Here is a 15660-nt window from a genome sequence, read left to right as displayed (position 1 = left end):
TTGCAAGCGCGCCCCAACAGCCAAAGGCAATCTCGGTAGGAGCGAACTTGTTCGCGAGAAGTTGTGCCTGACACGCCGCCTCGCCAACAAGTTGCCTCCTACCGGAATGTGTTGCCTGCCCGAACCGGTAGGATGCTTTTGAATCAAGAACCTGTTGGAACGAGCCACGCCCTGAACATCTGCTACCAGCTGTAGCTCAATTTCGCCGTGACTTCGCGACCAGGGTTGTAAAAGTCCGCAGTACCGGAGCCAACCACATGCTGTTCATCCATAATGTTGCTTACGTTAAGTGCCAGATCGGTGCCTTTGGCGATCTGGTATTTGAACGCTGCATCAAAGAGTGTGGTTGCGTCACTCATGCCGCCAGTGTTGGCCGCATTGAAGTAGTAAGCACCGATATAACGAGCCCCCAGGCCTGCGCTCATTTTTGTGCCGGGGAAGCTGTAGTAGCTCCACAGCGAAGCCGAATGACGTGGCACAGCGGCAAACTGATTGCCCTTCAGGTTGCTGCCGTCAAACAGTGTGCCGCGAATCACTTCCGACTTCATGAGGGAGTAGCCACCAATCAGGCTCAGGTTCTGAGTCAACTCGGCTTTGGCCTCAAGATCGAGACCGCGAACTTTGGACTCACCAACGGTTTCCTGCTCGATGGTGCCGTTAGACTGAACAACAGCGATGGAAACGTCTTCTTGAGTCAGGTCATAAACAGCTGCCGAGAACAACGCGTTCATACCCATCGGCGAATACTTCACACCCAGCTCATACTGCTTGCCGCGCTGCGGAGTGACGCCAACTGTTGGTGGTGAAACAGACTCCACCATGCTGACATAGGTGGAAACTTCGTCGGTGACGATGTACGTCAATGCTCCGCGGACAGAGTTCTCCGAGAAACTATCCGAGACTTTGGTATCTGTAATGTCAGTGCTGGATAGGTCCAGAGAGTCATTACGCGCACCCAAGGTAACGATGAAGCGGTCGTAGAAGGACAGATTCTGCTGCGCGAACACGGATTTGGTCGTGTAATCCTGTTTGTTGCGACTGTACGGCGCCACGTTACGAGGAACGCCGGTGTACACCGGGTTTGCAACATCAATTGGCGTGGTCAAGGTATAGACCGAAGTATCCTTACTTTCGTCATTGCGATATTCCACCCCTACGATCGAACTGCTGTCGATGTCCTGGAAGCGCGCGTCATATTGCAGCATCACGTTGCCGTTGACCTGCTCGGCTTCATTGTCTGTACCAAACAGAAAACGATTAACCGTAGTGCCTGTACGGTTGGTCGAATCAAGATAAACGTAGCCGAAGTCGTCCGTCAGCTTGCTATAGCGCAGGTTGCTGCGCAGAACAAAACCATTGTCAAAGTCGTGCGTGATATTGCCGCTGATGGTGTTGCGCTCGACATCATGAAAGTTGTAGCCAGGCTCGCCAAAGAATTTGCTGCGGTCGTACTCTTTGTCCAGCGGATAGCCACCGCTGTTGGGCGAGCTCTTGGTCTTGAGGTGATCAAAAATCACGGTAGCCGAAGTAAATTCGGTCGGTGCCCAGGTCAGGCCCCCCATCAAGAACTGGTTGTCGTCCTGAGAGTGGTCGTATTCGCGCTCACTGTCCTGAAACTTGCCGGTCAAGCGATAGGCCAGGGTTTTATCCTCGTTCAGCGAATCCCCCACATCGATACCCGTTTCTTTGTGATCGAAGGAGCCATAAGTGACGTAGCCTTGGCCAAACCTGTCGAAGCGCGGCTTTTTAGTCACGAAGTTCACCGAGCCGCCCGGATCTGCCGGGCCGAACAGTGTGGAGTTGGCACCACGCAGGACCTCGACGCGCTCATAGGCATAGGGTTCTTCACGTACGCCACGCATCGAACCCAGCGTCATCCCGTCACGGTAGGTCGAGGCCTGAAACCCGCGAATAGTGAAGTAGTCATTGCGGTCGTCAGTACCGTAGTAGTCAGTGATGACGCTAGGGGTGTATTGCAGGATTTCTTCGGTGGTGTTGACGCTGCGCTGTTCCATTTCCTTTTGGGTGATGACCGAAACGGAAGCAGGTGTATTTAGAATGCTGGTGGCAACTTTGCCGCCCACCCACAGTTCCTGCGCAACCACTGAGTTGGCGTCTTCATTCACAGTTACGTTGGAGTTAACGATGATCGGCGCCAGGCGATAAGCCTCGTCCTCAGCGGTGTTACTCGTCTCTTGGGCTAATGCGCCCAGTGGTGCGCAGAGGAGAGCGGTGGCGATCGCACTTCGGCGTGCCATACGAATGTTGGCAAAGCTGGTGTTGTTATGGGTCATGCTCGATATCCTTGATGAGTCAAAAGCTTCGGACGCTAGCTCCATGAGTTTTTATCGAGTCAAAACCGCGAGGTTTTCGGCTAAAGCCGTGTTCGACAAAATCATCGCAACGCTGAGTATTCATACTGTTAATACGTAACGAGAAAGCAGAGATTGATCGCAGAAAAAGCCCGCTTTCGGGGCTTTTCTCAAGGATGTTCGCCAGCTCTCAGGCAGGGCCGTCCCGCCATTTATGGTGAACATATACAACTTGGGGGGCGCGCAAGATGACGCGATCCTAACAAGGTGTGAATACGACAGTAAATACAAATCGTTATCAGTCGTGAACTTTATAGTAAAGATCTGCTCCTGCGTCTTGGCGATTTGACGATTGTTCAGCGAGTGCTGGTGCAGATCACTTTCTATTCGGTTATGTATTTGTGGCGATCGAACCCTGGTTGGAGCGAGGCTTGCCCGCGAAGAACGATAACGTAGACTTCCTGCAACATCGCGTCGTCCCATTCGCGGGCAAGCCTCGCTCCAACGAGATTGCGATCAACCATTGACCTGCGTCCTGTCTAACCTCCAGCTGAAATGCTAAATTAGCCGTCATGAATTTCTTCCGAACCCATCGCTCGCCCATTGCCTGGATGCTGTATGCCTTCATCCTGTTCAATGGGCTCGCGTGCGCCATGAGTCATGGCCAGATGATGGGTGCGTTTTCCGGGGAGCCCGCAGCGGCACCTTCCCACCATGAGCATCACGGCACGGCGTCCATAAGCGACGCGCATCACGAGATGTCGATGGGCATGTCGATGCCGATGCCGATGCCGATGCCGATGGACAGCACCAGTAAAACCATGGCGACGCCGGGCAGCCTGCAATCGCTGTTTGGCGACTGCTCGTTCGCCGGGACGCTGACCCTGGCGATGATTTTCTTCGTCGCCCTGAGCTGGTTGATCCGCACTCGCAGTCCTCGTTTTATCTTCCCTTCACTCTGGCCGGGCCTTACGTCGCGCCAGTGTTTCCCCGGCCTCAACCCCCAGGCTCCCTGACGGCACCCACTCGCCGTTAAAAACCAATATCGATTTTTTGCCACGCCGGGATTTGTCCCGGCCGGGCGCGTTTAGCCGTTGGTGAGCCCTATGTCTGCTTTACCTGCACAGTCTTCGTCCAGTGCGTTTGTCGCCCTGACGAAACGGCTGCACTTTTACATTGGCCTGTTTATCGGGCCTTTCATTCTGGTCGCGGCACTCAGCGGCGTTATTTATGCCCTGACGCCGCAGATCGAAAAATCCCTCTACGCCCATGCCTTGCACACCGAAACCCAGGGTCCGACCTTGAGTCTCGAAGCCCAGGTGCGCCTGGCTCAGGAGGCTGCCGGTCCGGGGCCGACTGTCGCGGCAGTTCGTCCTGCGCCCAATCAGGGCGATACCACCCGCGTGATGTTCAACGTTCCGGGGTTGGGGGAGTCGGAGCATCGCGCGTTGTTCGTCGACCCGGTCAGCGGAGAGATTCGCGGCGACATGAAGGTTTACGGCACCAGCGGAATATTGCCGCTGCGCACCTGGATCGATCAGTTTCACCGCAGTTTGCTGCTCGGTGATGTCGGTCGCATCTACAGCGAACTGGCCGCTTCCTGGCTGTGGGTCGCGGCGGCGGGGGGCATTGTGTTGTGGGCAGTGCGCCGCAAACGTGCCAGGACGCTACGCGGTGGTTTGCGCAGCTGGCATGCCAGCGCTGGGGTGTGGTTGATGCTGGGCTTGTTGTTTTTCTCGGCAACCGGTTTGACCTGGTCGCAATACGCGGGCGACAACATTGGTGTGCTACGCGCTTATTACGGCTGGTCCACGCCCAGTGTTGCGACGACGCTGGCAAAACCGGCCGACAGCGCAATGAACATGAACATGCCGATGGACGAACACGCCGAACATCATATGCACATGGCGCCTGCTGCCTTGAACAGCACATTAAATCCTGCACTGTTCGATAGCGTGCTGGCGACTGCTCGCAGTGCCAATATCGAAGCGGCCAAGGTGGAAATCCGCCCGTCGAGCAAGCCGGATAAAGCCTGGGTGGTCGCCGAGATTGATCGCAGCTGGCCGACTCAGGTCGATGCAGTCTCAATCAATCCTAATACCCTGGCGGTGGTCGATCATGTTGAGTTCTCCCAGTACACGTTGCCTGCCAAGCTCACCCGCTGGGGCATCGACGCGCACATGGGCGTGCTGTTCGGGCTGGCCAATCAGTTGATTCTGGTGTTTTTTGCCAGCGGACTGGTGGTGATGGTGATCATCGGTTACCTGATGTGGTGGCGGCGCAGGCCAACACTCGTAAGGCAGCCAACGGTCGTGGACGCGTGGCGTCAGTCCGGCCTCTTTGCCAAAATCGCATGGTTGTTGGCTGCAGTGGGACTCGGCATTTGCTTGCCAGTGTTGGGCTGGAGCCTGCTCGCATTGGTTATTTGCGATCTCATCGTCACGTATCGCGCACCGTCTGTCGCCTTTGTGCGCAGTCCGGGCCACGTAGAAAGGCCATGAAGCATTTTCTGACATTACTACAGCGACTGTAGGAAATGTCACAGGTAACCTACGCGGCTTTAGCAGCACAGAGAATTTGAGCGACGGAGCATTTTACTGCGTCCGTTGTTTTTCAAGAGGTCACACATGAACACATTACTGACCCGCCGCCAGCTTATCGGCGGCTTGAGCGTGCTGAGTCTGGGCGCGCTCGCCGGTTGCGGTGATTCCAACAAGTTGTCGTTCAAGTACGGCAAGGATTTGAGCGACAAGATTCTCGGCCGGACCTTCAAACTGAAGGACCCGCAGGGCAACGTGAAAACCCTGTCGAGTTTTCGCGGCACGATGCCGATGGTGTTTTTCGGCTTCACCCAATGCCCGGCGGTCTGCCCGACAGCGCTGGCACGTGCGGCGCAGATCAAAAAGTTGATGGGCCCGGATGGCGATACGCTGCAAGTGATCTTCATCACCGTGGACCCGGAGCGCGACAAGCCGCAAATGCTCGATGCCTACGTCAAAGCGTTCGATCCGAGCTTTGTGGCGCTGTACGGCACCCTCGAAGAAACCGCCGCCACGGCCAAAGAGTTTGGCGTGTTCTACGAGAAAGTCCCGAGCGGTGACACGTACACCATGTCTCACACCGCCACCAGTTACGTCTTCGACACCCGTGGCGTGCTGCGCCTCGGCCTGTCCCACTCCCTTTCTGCCCAACAGTGCACAGAAGATCTGCTGACTGTCATGGAGGTCTGCTGATGAACCTTGAACGCCCGAAAACATTTCTCAAGCAAGCACTGCTGGGGCTTTCGCTGCTGGGCCTCGCCGCTCAGGCTTCAGCGCAAACGGTCGTTGAAGATGCGTGGGTCCGTGCGACAGTTCCGGGGCAGGCGTCCACGGGAGCGTTTCTGACGTTGACGGCCAGTGCCGACAGCAAGTTGCTGGAGGCTCAGTCGCCGGTGGCGAAACTCGTGCAGATTCATCAATCGAGCATGAAGGACGATGTGATGAGCATGCAGGAAGTGACTTCGGTTGCCTTGCCTGCGGGCCAGTCAGTGGTGCTGGACCCGAGCACCTATCACATCATGCTGATCAATCTGACGGCTCAGGTGAAAGAGGGCGATAAAGTCCCGCTGACGCTCATCATCGAGGATGGCAAAGGGGTCAGACAGTCGATCGCTGTTGAAGCCACTGCCCGAGCCTTGAATGCGCCGGATCATGGCGCGATGCATGATCACAGCAAGATGCATTGATACCTTGAATGTCGTCGGCAAGCTTCAAGGCTTGCCGCGACATCAACGCCGGTTCGCCAGATACACCAGACTGGGCGCTTGCCCCGGCACGTCGTCCAGCACATCAACACGTTTCATGCCGATTTTTTCCAACACACGAATCGAGGCCTGATGTGTCGGCCTGACCAGCCCGTAGACCTTCGGTAGCCGCTGTTCGTTGAACGCATAGTCCAACGTCGCGCTGGCCAGTTCCGTCGCATAACCTTTGCCCCACGCCGGTACACCGAAGCGGTACCCGAGGTTGACCCGCTCAACGTCGAGATATTTCATCAACGCCACACCGCCGAAACCGATGATTTCATCCGGCGCGTCCCGAGTCGCCACCGCCCACCAGCCATAACCCTGTACCTGCCAGTGACACATCCAGGCATTCAGAAAAACCTGCGCCTGCCCCAGCACTTTCATCGGGCCGTTGGGATTGAACACGTTGGTGGCCGGATCGCTGTAGATGGCGAACATCGCAGCCAGGTCGTCCGGGCGGGGTGGTCTGAGTAGCAGTCGTTCAGTGGTTCTTGGCATGAGTGGATCTCATCAAATAACACGCAATATATGATCGGACGTTGCTCTCTGGAGCTCACGAGCACCGCGAGGCAGCGATGGCGGCTAGCCTGACACACCGCCATCGCTGCCTCGCGATGCTCGTGAGCTCCTACAGGTCCTGCGGTAACTCGGGGTCAAAGCAGCCCAGGCAACTCCTGCTCCAGCTCCGCCAACTTGCCCTTCAACAACGAATGCAATTGCTGAATCGCCGGGGAAAACTGTTTGCGATGTGGGCATACCAGATTCAAAGGTACAGGCTCACCGGGATAATCCGGCAGCAAAATCTCCAGCCGTCCGGCCTTGATATCGTCACTGACGTCCAGCCACGATTTATAGGTAATCCCTTCCCCCGACACCGCCCAGCGCCGCGCAACATCGGCGTCATCACAGAATAGCGGACCCGACACCGACATCACCCTCGCACCCACTCGCCATTTGTCATAACTCCGTCCGCCCAGGGTGTAGAGCAGGCAGTCATGACGCAAAAGATCATCCGGCGTCTGTGGCCGTCCATGCTTTTGCAGATAGTCAGGCGAAGCCACCAGCACCCGTCGATTCCACGGCGCAAGCGGCAGGGCAATGTAATGGGCGTCTTCAAGCACGCCGTAGCGAATCGCAACGTCAACCGGATCACGGAACATGTCCGCCACCTGATCGGATAAAAACAGCCGCATCGACAGCGTTGGATGCTCGCGCCGAAACCCGGACAGCCAGGGCAGCAGCATGTTGCGCCCCAGGTCCGAAGGCGCCGCCACTTGCAGCACGCCGCGCAACTCGGCGCTCTCGCGGCGGAGTTTCTCGCGACCGTCTTTCAGGGTATCGAGCACCGTTTGCGCATTGGGCAGGTACTGCTCACCCTCAACGGTCAGGCGCAGGCTGCGGGTGGAGCGGGCGAACAGGCGTACATCCAGCTCGCGCTCCAGGCGTTTGATCGCCGCCGCCACTTGCCCCGGCAGCAGATCGACTTCTCGTGCCGCGTTGGAGAAGCTGCCCAGCGCCGCCGTACGCACGAACAAGGCAAGGTCATCGATGCGGATCATCTTCACTCCGGCTGTGAAAGTGTTGGCGCATTTTAGGGGTTTTTCTTTGTCGTAGAGAAGGTGAGTATGGCTCCACGTTTTTAAAACCTGCTTCAGAGGATTTCCCATGAAAGCTATCGCCTTTACCCAACACGGTCTGCCGATTGAAGATCCAGACGCTCTGCTCGACATGGACCTGCCCAAACCCACGCCTGGCCCTCGTGACTTGCTGGTGGAAGTCCGCGCTGTTTCAGTCAACCCGGTGGACACCAAGATCCGCGCCGGTTCAGGGGCGACCGAACCGAAGGTTGTCGGTTGGGACGCCGTTGGTACGGTGCGCGAAGTGGGCAGTGAGGTGACGCTGTTTCAGCCGGGCGATGAAGTGTTCTACGCCGGTTCGATCGTGCGCCCCGGCAGCTACAGCGAATTCCATCTGGTAGACGAGCGCATTGTCGGCCACAAACCAAAATCCATCGATAACGCCCACGCGGCTGCACTGCCGTTGACGTCCATTACTGCATGGGAATTGCTCTTTGATCGCCTGGGTGTGGAAGAGGGCGGTGGCGAAGGCGAAAGTCTGCTGATCATCGGCGCAGCGGGTGGAGTTGGTTCGATCCTCGTCCAGTTGGCCCGTCAACTGACCAAAATGACCGTGATCGGCACTGCTTCACGTCCTGAAACTCAAGCGTGGATCAAGCAGCTCGGCGCGCATCATGTCATCGACCACAGCCAGCCATTGGTGGCGCAGCTGGAGCAGATTGGCGTTGGCCAGGTCACTCATGTCGCCAGCCTGACCCACACGGATAGCCACTTCACGCAATTGATCGAAGCGTTGCGTCCGCAAGGCAAACTGGCCCTGATCGACGACCCGAAGACCCTCGACGTGGTGCCGATGAAGCGCAAGGCGCTGTCGTTGCACTGGGAATTGATGTTTACCCGTTCCCTGTTCGAAACCCCGGACATGATCAAGCAGCACGAGTTGCTGAATCGTATCGCGGACCTGATTGATCAAGGTGTACTCAAAACCACCCTTGGCGAGCATTTCGGCACGATCAACGCCGCCAACCTGCGTCGTGCTCATGCTGTTGTAGAAAGCGGCAAAGCCAAGGGCAAGATCGTCCTCGAAGGCTTCTGATTTTTATCAATATGTCAGTGGCTGCCTGCGTTCAGCAGGCAGTCGGGAGAATGCTCGTGTTCAAGAAGTCCTTTTTCGCTGTTTCTGGCTTGGCGCTCGGTGTGGCCATGACGGCTCAAACAGCGTTGGCGGCACCGGCAGGCGATTTCTCTGCAAGCGCGCCGGCCGACAAGTCCATTGGCCAATTGCAGCAAGTCTTCGCGTTCCACGACGCCATGCCCACGGGCGTGACTGTGAGCGAAACCGGCCGTATTTTCGTCAACTTCCCGCGCTGGGGCGATGAGGTGCCCTTTACCGTCGCGGAAATTCGGGACGGCAACGTGCAGGCTTGGCCGAACGCGCAGATCAACAAGGAGGATCCCAAAGATCCGGCCAAGGGCCTGATCAGTGTGCAAAGCGTGGTTGCAGACGGGCAGGGTCGCGTCTGGTTGCTGGACACGGCTGCCCCCGGCTTTGCCGCCCCCAAGCCTGGAGGCGCGAAACTGGTAGCGGTCGATCTGGCGAGTAACAAGGTGGTGAAAACGCTGGTCTTCCCGGCCAACGTCATTCTGGCGAGCACTTACGTCAACGACATGCGCTTTGATTTCCGCACCGGCAAGGAAGGCACGGTGTATGTCACCGACTCGTCCGTGAGTGGGCCAGGAGCAATCATTGTCATGGACATCGCTACCGGCAAGGCGACACGGCGTTTGAGCGGTGCGAAGTCGACGTCCGTTGATCCGTCGTTCATCCCCGTCGTCGAGGGGCAGGCCCTCATGACCAAGGGCGCTGATGGCAAGAAGAAAGCGCCAGGGGTCGCCTCTGATGGCATCGCACTGTCGCCAGATGGCCAGACTTTGTATTTCAGTCCGCTGTCCAGCCGTCATCTGTATTCCGTACCGACCAGGCTCTTGCGTGATGCAAGCGTCAGCGAAAAGGCACTAGACGCAGCTGTTCAGGATCTTGGTGAAAAAGGTGCCTCCGATGGCCTCGAATCGGACGCGAACGGGGCGGTATATGCCACTGATTACGAGCACAACGGCATCCGTAAGAGACTTGCGGATGGCACTTGGCAAACCATCGTTCACGATCCTCGGGTGTTGTGGCCGGATACCCTGTCCATCGGTCCGGATGGCTATCTGTATTTCACCGCCAACCAGTTGCATCGCCAGGCCGGTTTCCAAGAGGGTAAAGACCTTCGTCAGAAGCCTTACAGCCTGTTGCGGGTGAAAATCAACGCAGCGCCAGCACCGACTCGCTAAGCATTTTTGACCGGAGAACACCATGGAACTCGCCAGCCTCGCCAAGAGCCGTTACACCACCAAGTCCTACGACGCGACCCGCAAAATCCCTCAGGCCAGCATTGATACGCTGCTGGATCAACTGCGCCTCAGCCCCTCGTCGGTAAATTCGCAGCCTTGGCATTTTGTTGTGGCCGCCGACGAACAGGGCAAGGCGCGCATCGCCAAAGGTGCGCAGGATGGTTTTGCCTATAACGAGGCAAAGATCCTCAACGCGTCTCACGTCATCGTGCTCTGCACCCGCACCGAGATGACCGAGGCTCACCTGCACGCTGTGCTGGATCAGGAGGATCTGGACGGTCGCTTTCAGAATGCCGAGGCCAGGGCTGGTCAGGACAAAACCCGTCGCGGCTATGTCGATATGCATCGCTATGACCAGAAAGACGTACAGCACTGGATGGAAAAACAAACCTATCTGGCGCTGGGCACCTTGCTGCTGGGCGCGGCTTCGCTTGGGCTGGATGCCACGCCGATGGAAGGTTTTGACTTCAAGAAACTCGACGAAGAGCTCGGTCTGCGCGCTCAGGGTTTCACCAGCCTGGTGATCGTGAGCCTGGGCTATCGCAGCGAAACCGACTTCAACGCCACGCTGCCGAAGTCACGTCTGGCGGCCGAATCGGTGTTTACCTTCCTCTAAGTCACACAATGAACGGCAGGTCCCTGGCTGAAGGTGCTTCGGACCTGCCTGTTCGCGATCAGTGTGTTGCCCGACTTATCCCAAATCCCGCAGAAAAAAGCCCACCAAACAGGCACTAAGCTGGCCAAGTGCTGTCAATCACTTGCGGATTGCCGGGACATTGACGCGCCGCAGCGAACATTGAATCTGCAGGCGCTACGCTGGTGTCAATGGCACCGCGCTGACGCGCAGCAAACATAGGACCTGTAGGAGCGCGCTTGCCCGCGATTCGGTCTGTCAGTTGATGGAGATGTCGACTGTGCTGGCGCGATCGCGGGCAAGCGCGCTCCTACAGGTAAAAAGCATTCCAATTCAGCGATAGCGGTGTGGCAGGCTGAAAGCTTTCGCAGCCTTCGGCAGCTCCTACAGGATTGGGTTTACGTCCAGCTAAAACCCGATCGCATGGATTGCGATCAATACACTGACTCTTCTTTTCGGTCGATACCCTATGCGCTTCCTGCTTGATCCGCGTCATGACATTGATGCCGCTTTGCTCTGCTATCGCCGGGTGTTCTGGTCGTTGGCGCTGTTCAGTGGCGTGATCAACCTGCTGGTCTTGGTACCGTCGTTGTACATGATGCAGGTTTACGACCGGGTGCTTACCAGCCGGAACGAAACCACACTGGTCATGCTGACCCTGATTGCACTGGCGTTGTTCATGTTCAGCGGGCTGATCGAGTGGGTGCGCAGCCACGTGATGATTCGTATGAGTGCGGGTCTGGATGAGGCGCTGGGCGAGCGTGTGTTCGATGCCGCATTTGCCCGCAGCCTGCAAGAGCACAACGCCAATCCGGCGCAAGTCCTCAGCGATCTGACCAGCCTTCGCCAGGTAATCACCGGGCAGGGCTTGATTGCCTTGCTGGATGCCCCATGGCTGCCGATCTTTCTATTGGTAGCGTTCGTTATTCACCCTTGGTTCGGTCTACTGACCCTGGTGCTCGCCCTTGTGCTGATTGGGCTTGCGCTATGGGGCGAACTGGCGACGCGGGCCAGTCTGGGTGAAGCCAACCGCGTGAGCGTGAGTTCGGCGGGGTACGTCAACAGCACGTTGCAGAACGCCGAGGTGATCAGGGCGCTGGGCATGCTCGGTCCGTTGCGCCAGCGCTGGAGTCTGCTGCAACAAAGGATCATCGCCGCCCAGTCGCAAGCCAGCGACCGCAGCGCACAGATCACGTCGGCCACCAAATTCGTACGTATTTCCGGGCAGTCGCTGGCGTTGGGGCTGGGCGCATTGCTGGTGCTTGAGGGCCAGCTTTCGGCGGGCATGATGATTGCGATGTCGCTGTTGCTCGGTCGCGCGCTGGCTCCGGTTGAAATCGCGATCGGTTCCTGGAAGCAGTTCAGCTCAGGGCGCCAGAGTTATCAGCGCTTGAGTCAGCTGTTGACTCAGCATCCCCGCGAACGACTGCGCATGCCGTTGCCACCACCCACTGGCGCTGTGCGGCTGGAACAACTCTATGCCGGACCTCCGGGGGCGTCGCAACCGATCCTGCGCGGGATCAATTTCGCCCTCAACAAAGGCGACGTGCTTGCAGTCATCGGCGCCAGTGCCAGCGGCAAGTCCACGCTGGCCAGAGCGATGGTCGGCGTCTGGCCCGTGCTGGGCGGTTCGGTGCGTCTGGATAACGCCGAAATCAGTCAGTGGACTCACGATGCATTAGGCCCTCATCTGGGCTACTTGCCTCAGGACATCGAGCTGTTTGCCGGTAGCGTCGCGGACAACATTGCCCGCTTCGGTGAGCAGGACGCAGACAAAATCATCGCGGCCAGCCGTCATGCGGGCATTCACGACATGATCCTGCGTTTTCCCCAAGGCTACGACACACCACTGGGCCCCGGCGGGCTCGGCTTGTCCGGCGGTCAAAAGCAGCGCCTGGGTCTGGCCCGTGCGCTGTATGGCAACCCTGCATTGATTGTCCTCGATGAACCCAATTCCAATCTGGACGAAGCGGGTGAGCTGGCGCTGATCCAGGCGGTCAAGGCACTCAAGGCTGCGGGCAGTACGGTGGTGTTGATTACCCATCGACCCGGCATTCTGGCCGTGGTCGATCACATTTTGCTGCTCAGGGACGGTGCCCAGCAGGCTTTTGGTCCACGGGATCAGGTGCTCAAGGCATTGATGCCTGCCGATAAACCTGCTCCGGTCAGGGTGGCCAATAAAGATGCGTGATCTTGATCCAGGCGCCAACGTGCGCGTCGACAGTCCCGTCAGCGTGCGCAATCCCGGCACAGCGCCCAAGGCCAGTACCGACGCGGGCGGCGCTGCGCGTTACGGGGTCATCTTTCTCTGTGTCGCGCTGGGCAGTTTTCTATTGTGGGCCTGCCTTGCGCCGCTGGATCAGGGCGTTGTGGGCAGCGGCACGGTGGTGGTCGCGGGTGAACGTAAAACCGTGCAGTCCCTGGTGGGTGGCGTGGTGGAGAAGCTGTTGGTCAGCGACGGCGATCACGTCAGTCAGGGCCAATTGCTGGTGCAGTTCAATACCTTGCGCGCGCAGTCGCAACTGGATGTCACCCAAGGCAAATTACTCAATGATCGTGCGGTGGAAGCGCGGTTGATTGCCGAGCGCCTGGGTAACCCGACCATCGAGTGGCCGCCTGAATTGCTGGAGCGTGCCCAAGAGCCACGCATCAAGGCGGCCATGGCGTTGCAAACTCAGTTGTTCGAGACCCGTCGCGCTGAATTGGCCAGCCGCCTGAAAATCATCGAGCACGAAGTCGAGTCGTTGCAGCAGCAGCTACGCGGCTACGAAGGCGTGAAGCGCAATTTCGATGCGCAGATGCAGTTCCAGCAACAGGAGCTCGAAGGCCTGCGCGAGCTGGCGCGTGAAGGGTATGTGCCGCGCAGCAAGCTTTACGAAGCTGAGCGCAACGGCGCATTGCTGGCAGGTCAGATTTCGTCCGGGCAGGGTGATGTGGGCAAAACCCGTCAGGCTATCAATGAAAGCCGACTCAAGATGCTTCAGACCCAACAGGAGTTTCGTCGCGATGCCGAGACCCAGCTCAGTGAGGTTTCCGCCGAGGCAGCAGGTTTTGCCGATCAGATCAGTGCCTTGCAGTTTGAAGTTGAAAGCGGTGCCATTCGTGCACCGGTTTCCGGGCAGATCATGGACGTGACGATTCATACCGTGGGCGGTGTCGCGCAGGCCGGGCAAAGTCTGATGCAAGTGGTGCCGCTGAACGCGCCGATGGCAATCACGGCGCGTTTCGAACCGTTGATGGCGAACAAATTGCGCCCGGGATTACCGGTGAATGTTCATTTCACGGCGCTGCAACGGGTTGATACGCCCACTGTAACAGGCGTGGTGAGCACGGTTTCGGCAGATCAGTTGCTTGATGAACAGACCCGTCGGCCGTATTTCTCCGCCAAGGTCGAGATCCCTGCCGAGACGGTGGTCGCGCTGCAAAATGCCGGGTTGCTGGTGCGTCCCGGCATGCTTGCCGATGTCACGGTGGTGACCGGAGAGCGCACGCTGATGAATTACCTGATGAAGCCCCTGCGCGAACGAATGCTCGCTGCGTTCAAAGAGGAATGAGCATGATCCCGTGTTCTCGCCGTTCCCGTTGCTTTTTAGTGGCAGGTTTTTGGGCTGGTTGTGTGGTGTTCAATCCTGCATGGGCCGTTGAGGCCGGGTTGAGCCTTACCCAGGCCTACGATGCCTCACGCCTTAATGACCCGACTCTGAAATCGGCCGGCCATGCTTATGACGCATCACAGCAGGAAGAGGCGATCGGTCGTGGCGGTCTTCTTCCGCAGGTGTCTTTGACCTCGCGCTATGGCAATGGCGGCCGCACCGATGGCGGCAGCGATAACGGCTATGTGAACAGCAATGATTACCAGGCCAACAACGTCACGCTGGCCGCGCAACAACCGCTGTATGACAAAGGCCGCTGGGCCGCCTATCAAGAGGGCAAGGCACGAGGGGTGTTGGGTACGCAGCAGTTCGACGTCGCCAATCAGAGTCTCTATGACCGGGTTGCCAAAGGGTATTTCGATGTCGCCCGTGCCGAAAACGAGATCAAGCTGATCGCTCAGCAAAAAGCTGCGATCAGCGGTCTGGTGACGCAAAGCCAAAAACTGTTCAAGTCAGGGCAGGGCGCTATCACCGACATTTATGAGTCGCAGTCCCGTCTGGACCTTGTCGAGGCGCAGGAGACAGAGGCCGTGGCGCGGCGAACCGCAGCGCTAAGAGCGTTGTCCGGTCGAGCAAGTGTGCCGATTGACGATATCCAGCCCATGCGCGAAGAGCTTGCCGCCGCCAGCCCGATCCCGGCTGAACAGGATCTGCCTTACTGGACGGCCATTGCCAAGGACGCCAGCCCGGAACTGGCAGCACGTCTGGCGGCCATGAGAGTGGCCGAGGCACAGGCTGACACACAGCGTGCCGGGCATTATCCAACGCTGTCATTGACCACTCAATTGACGCGTCGAGAAACCCGCCAGTATCAGGACCTCGATCCCCGTCAGGACACCTACTACGTGGGCGTGCAGCTGGACATTCCGTTGTATCGCGGCGGCTCGACTCGAGCGTCGGTGGCAAAGGCCGAGGCGCAACTGGCTGGCGCGCAAACGGACTATGACGTGCAGCGCCAGCAACTGGCGGAAGACATCGAGACGGATTACGTGGGAGTAGTCGCCGGGTTTGCCAAAAGCAAGGCCATGCAGCGGGCGGTGGAGTCCAGCCAGCAAGCGCTGACCTCGACCGAGAAAGGCTTTCAGGGCGGTGTGCGCTCGACCGTGGATATCCTCGATGCACAACAGCGCGTGTTTCAGGCTCGTCGTGATTTGCTCAACGCCAAGCTCGACATGTTGCAGAGCTATGTGAGCCTGCATACCCACACCGGCCTGATGAATCGCGGCGTTATGGAGCAGGTGCAGCGGTTGTTTTGAGGGGTGGCGCCATTTTCCAGCTCGCGCAGATCCAGGTGGTAGAT

The 15660-nt window shown here is 58.1% G+C and carries 13 protein-coding genes; 10 read left to right on the top strand and 3 right to left on the bottom strand.

Annotated elements, in window-relative coordinates:
• Positions 1 to 182: 182 nt before the first annotated feature.
• Positions 183 to 2294, bottom strand: coding sequence for a TonB-dependent siderophore receptor (locus CKW31_RS22360; RefSeq protein WP_095100231.1), 2112 nt, complete (start codon positions 2292 to 2294; stop codon positions 183 to 185).
• A gap of 590 nt (positions 2295 to 2884) precedes the next feature.
• On the opposite strand from CKW31_RS22360, the gene CKW31_RS22355 reads away from it, so the two are divergent.
• The 4 genes from CKW31_RS22355 to CKW31_RS22340 all read left to right on the top strand — a co-directional run bounded on the left by CKW31_RS22355 (position 2885) and on the right by CKW31_RS22340 (position 6039).
• Complete coding sequence (locus tag CKW31_RS22355; protein WP_095100228.1) at positions 2885 to 3328, top strand: hypothetical protein; 444 nt, start codon at positions 2885 to 2887, stop codon at positions 3326 to 3328.
• An 81-nt stretch (positions 3329 to 3409) separates the two neighbouring features.
• Entirely contained in the window at positions 3410 to 4813 is a 1404-nt protein-coding gene (locus tag CKW31_RS22350) for a PepSY-associated TM helix domain-containing protein (protein ID WP_371856800.1), read from the top strand.
• 126 nt (positions 4814 to 4939) lie between these two features.
• Positions 4940 to 5545 carry an SCO family protein gene (locus CKW31_RS22345; protein WP_095100222.1) on the top strand — a complete coding sequence of 202 codons (606 nt, stop codon included), beginning with the start codon at positions 4940 to 4942 and terminating at the stop codon, positions 5543 to 5545.
• Positions 5545 to 6039: a copper chaperone PCu(A)C gene (locus tag CKW31_RS22340; protein WP_095100218.1), complete on the top strand. Its 495-nt coding sequence runs from the start codon at positions 5545 to 5547 to the stop codon at positions 6037 to 6039. Before CKW31_RS22345 ends, CKW31_RS22340 begins: the two co-directional genes overlap by 1 nt.
• Positions 6040 to 6081: 42 nt before the next feature.
• On the opposite strand, the gene CKW31_RS22335 is transcribed toward CKW31_RS22340, so the two are convergent.
• On the bottom strand, positions 6082 to 6597 hold the full coding sequence (locus CKW31_RS22335; RefSeq protein WP_095100215.1) for a GNAT family N-acetyltransferase: 516 nt from the start codon (positions 6595 to 6597) through the stop codon (positions 6082 to 6084).
• Positions 6598 to 6752: 155 nt separating this feature from the next.
• Positions 6753 to 7658, bottom strand: coding sequence for a LysR family transcriptional regulator (locus tag CKW31_RS22330; protein WP_095100212.1), 906 nt, complete (start codon positions 7656 to 7658; stop codon positions 6753 to 6755).
• Between the two features lie 106 nt (positions 7659 to 7764).
• Here CKW31_RS22330 and CKW31_RS22325 point away from each other — a divergent pair, with 106 nt between their 5' ends.
• The 6 genes from CKW31_RS22325 to CKW31_RS22300 all read left to right on the top strand — a co-directional run bounded on the left by CKW31_RS22325 (position 7765) and on the right by CKW31_RS22300 (position 15616).
• Complete coding sequence (locus tag CKW31_RS22325) at positions 7765 to 8772, top strand: zinc-binding alcohol dehydrogenase family protein (protein WP_095100209.1); 1008 nt, start codon at positions 7765 to 7767, stop codon at positions 8770 to 8772.
• A 107-nt stretch (positions 8773 to 8879) separates the two neighbouring features.
• Positions 8880 to 10013, top strand: a complete 1134-nt coding sequence (locus tag CKW31_RS22320) for an L-dopachrome tautomerase-related protein (protein ID WP_095100314.1) — start codon at positions 8880 to 8882, stop codon at positions 10011 to 10013.
• A gap of 22 nt (positions 10014 to 10035) precedes the next feature.
• Positions 10036 to 10689: an oxygen-insensitive NAD(P)H nitroreductase gene (gene nfsB, locus CKW31_RS22315; RefSeq protein ID WP_095100206.1), complete on the top strand. Its 654-nt coding sequence runs from the start codon at positions 10036 to 10038 to the stop codon at positions 10687 to 10689.
• Between the two features lie 487 nt (positions 10690 to 11176).
• A complete protein-coding gene (locus CKW31_RS22310; protein ID WP_095100203.1) occupies positions 11177 to 12898 on the top strand; it encodes a type I secretion system permease/ATPase in 1722 nt (573 codons plus the stop codon).
• On the top strand, positions 12891 to 14261 hold the full coding sequence (locus CKW31_RS22305) for an HlyD family type I secretion periplasmic adaptor subunit (protein WP_095100200.1): 1371 nt from the start codon (positions 12891 to 12893) through the stop codon (positions 14259 to 14261). Before CKW31_RS22310 ends, CKW31_RS22305 begins: the two co-directional genes overlap by 8 nt.
• The gene (locus tag CKW31_RS22300; protein WP_095100197.1) at positions 14258 to 15616 is read left to right on the top strand and encodes a TolC family outer membrane protein; all 1359 of its coding nucleotides are present in this window, start codon (positions 14258 to 14260) and stop codon (positions 15614 to 15616) included. Before CKW31_RS22305 ends, CKW31_RS22300 begins: the two co-directional genes overlap by 4 nt.
• Positions 15617 to 15660: the final 44 nt, after the last annotated feature.

It is taken from the genome of Pseudomonas sp. Irchel 3A5 (genome assembly GCF_900187575.1).
GTDB lineage: Bacteria > Pseudomonadota > Gammaproteobacteria > Pseudomonadales > Pseudomonadaceae > Aquipseudomonas > Aquipseudomonas folii.
The sequence above is the reverse complement of the archived record's forward strand: the minus strand, read 5'-3'. Positions and strand labels throughout refer to the sequence as shown.

What these genes read in the sequence shown, in the direction of transcription:
- CKW31_RS22345 (WP_095100222.1), top strand. Translation starts at nt 4,940, where the DNA reads ATGAACACATTACTGACCCGCCGCCAGCTTATCGGCGGCTTGAGCGTG.
- CKW31_RS22325 (WP_095100209.1), top strand. Translation starts at nt 7,765, where the DNA reads ATGAAAGCTATCGCCTTTACCCAACACGGTCTGCCGATTGAAGATCCA.
- CKW31_RS22360 (WP_095100231.1), bottom strand. Translation starts at nt 2,294, where the DNA reads ATGACCCATAACAACACCAGCTTTGCCAACATTCGTATGGCACGCCGA.
- CKW31_RS22355 (WP_095100228.1), top strand. Translation starts at nt 2,885, where the DNA reads ATGAATTTCTTCCGAACCCATCGCTCGCCCATTGCCTGGATGCTGTAT.
- CKW31_RS22305 (WP_095100200.1), top strand. Translation starts at nt 12,891, where the DNA reads ATGCGTGATCTTGATCCAGGCGCCAACGTGCGCGTCGACAGTCCCGTC.
- CKW31_RS22320 (WP_095100314.1), top strand. Translation starts at nt 8,880, where the DNA reads ATGACGGCTCAAACAGCGTTGGCGGCACCGGCAGGCGATTTCTCTGCA.
- CKW31_RS22335 (WP_095100215.1), bottom strand. Translation starts at nt 6,597, where the DNA reads ATGCCAAGAACCACTGAACGACTGCTACTCAGACCACCCCGCCCGGAC.
- CKW31_RS22330 (WP_095100212.1), bottom strand. Translation starts at nt 7,658, where the DNA reads ATGATCCGCATCGATGACCTTGCCTTGTTCGTGCGTACGGCGGCGCTG.
- nfsB (WP_095100206.1), top strand. Translation starts at nt 10,036, where the DNA reads ATGGAACTCGCCAGCCTCGCCAAGAGCCGTTACACCACCAAGTCCTAC.
- CKW31_RS22300 (WP_095100197.1), top strand. Translation starts at nt 14,258, where the DNA reads ATGAGCATGATCCCGTGTTCTCGCCGTTCCCGTTGCTTTTTAGTGGCA.
- CKW31_RS22310 (WP_095100203.1), top strand. Translation starts at nt 11,177, where the DNA reads ATGCGCTTCCTGCTTGATCCGCGTCATGACATTGATGCCGCTTTGCTC.
- CKW31_RS22340 (WP_095100218.1), top strand. Translation starts at nt 5,545, where the DNA reads ATGAACCTTGAACGCCCGAAAACATTTCTCAAGCAAGCACTGCTGGGG.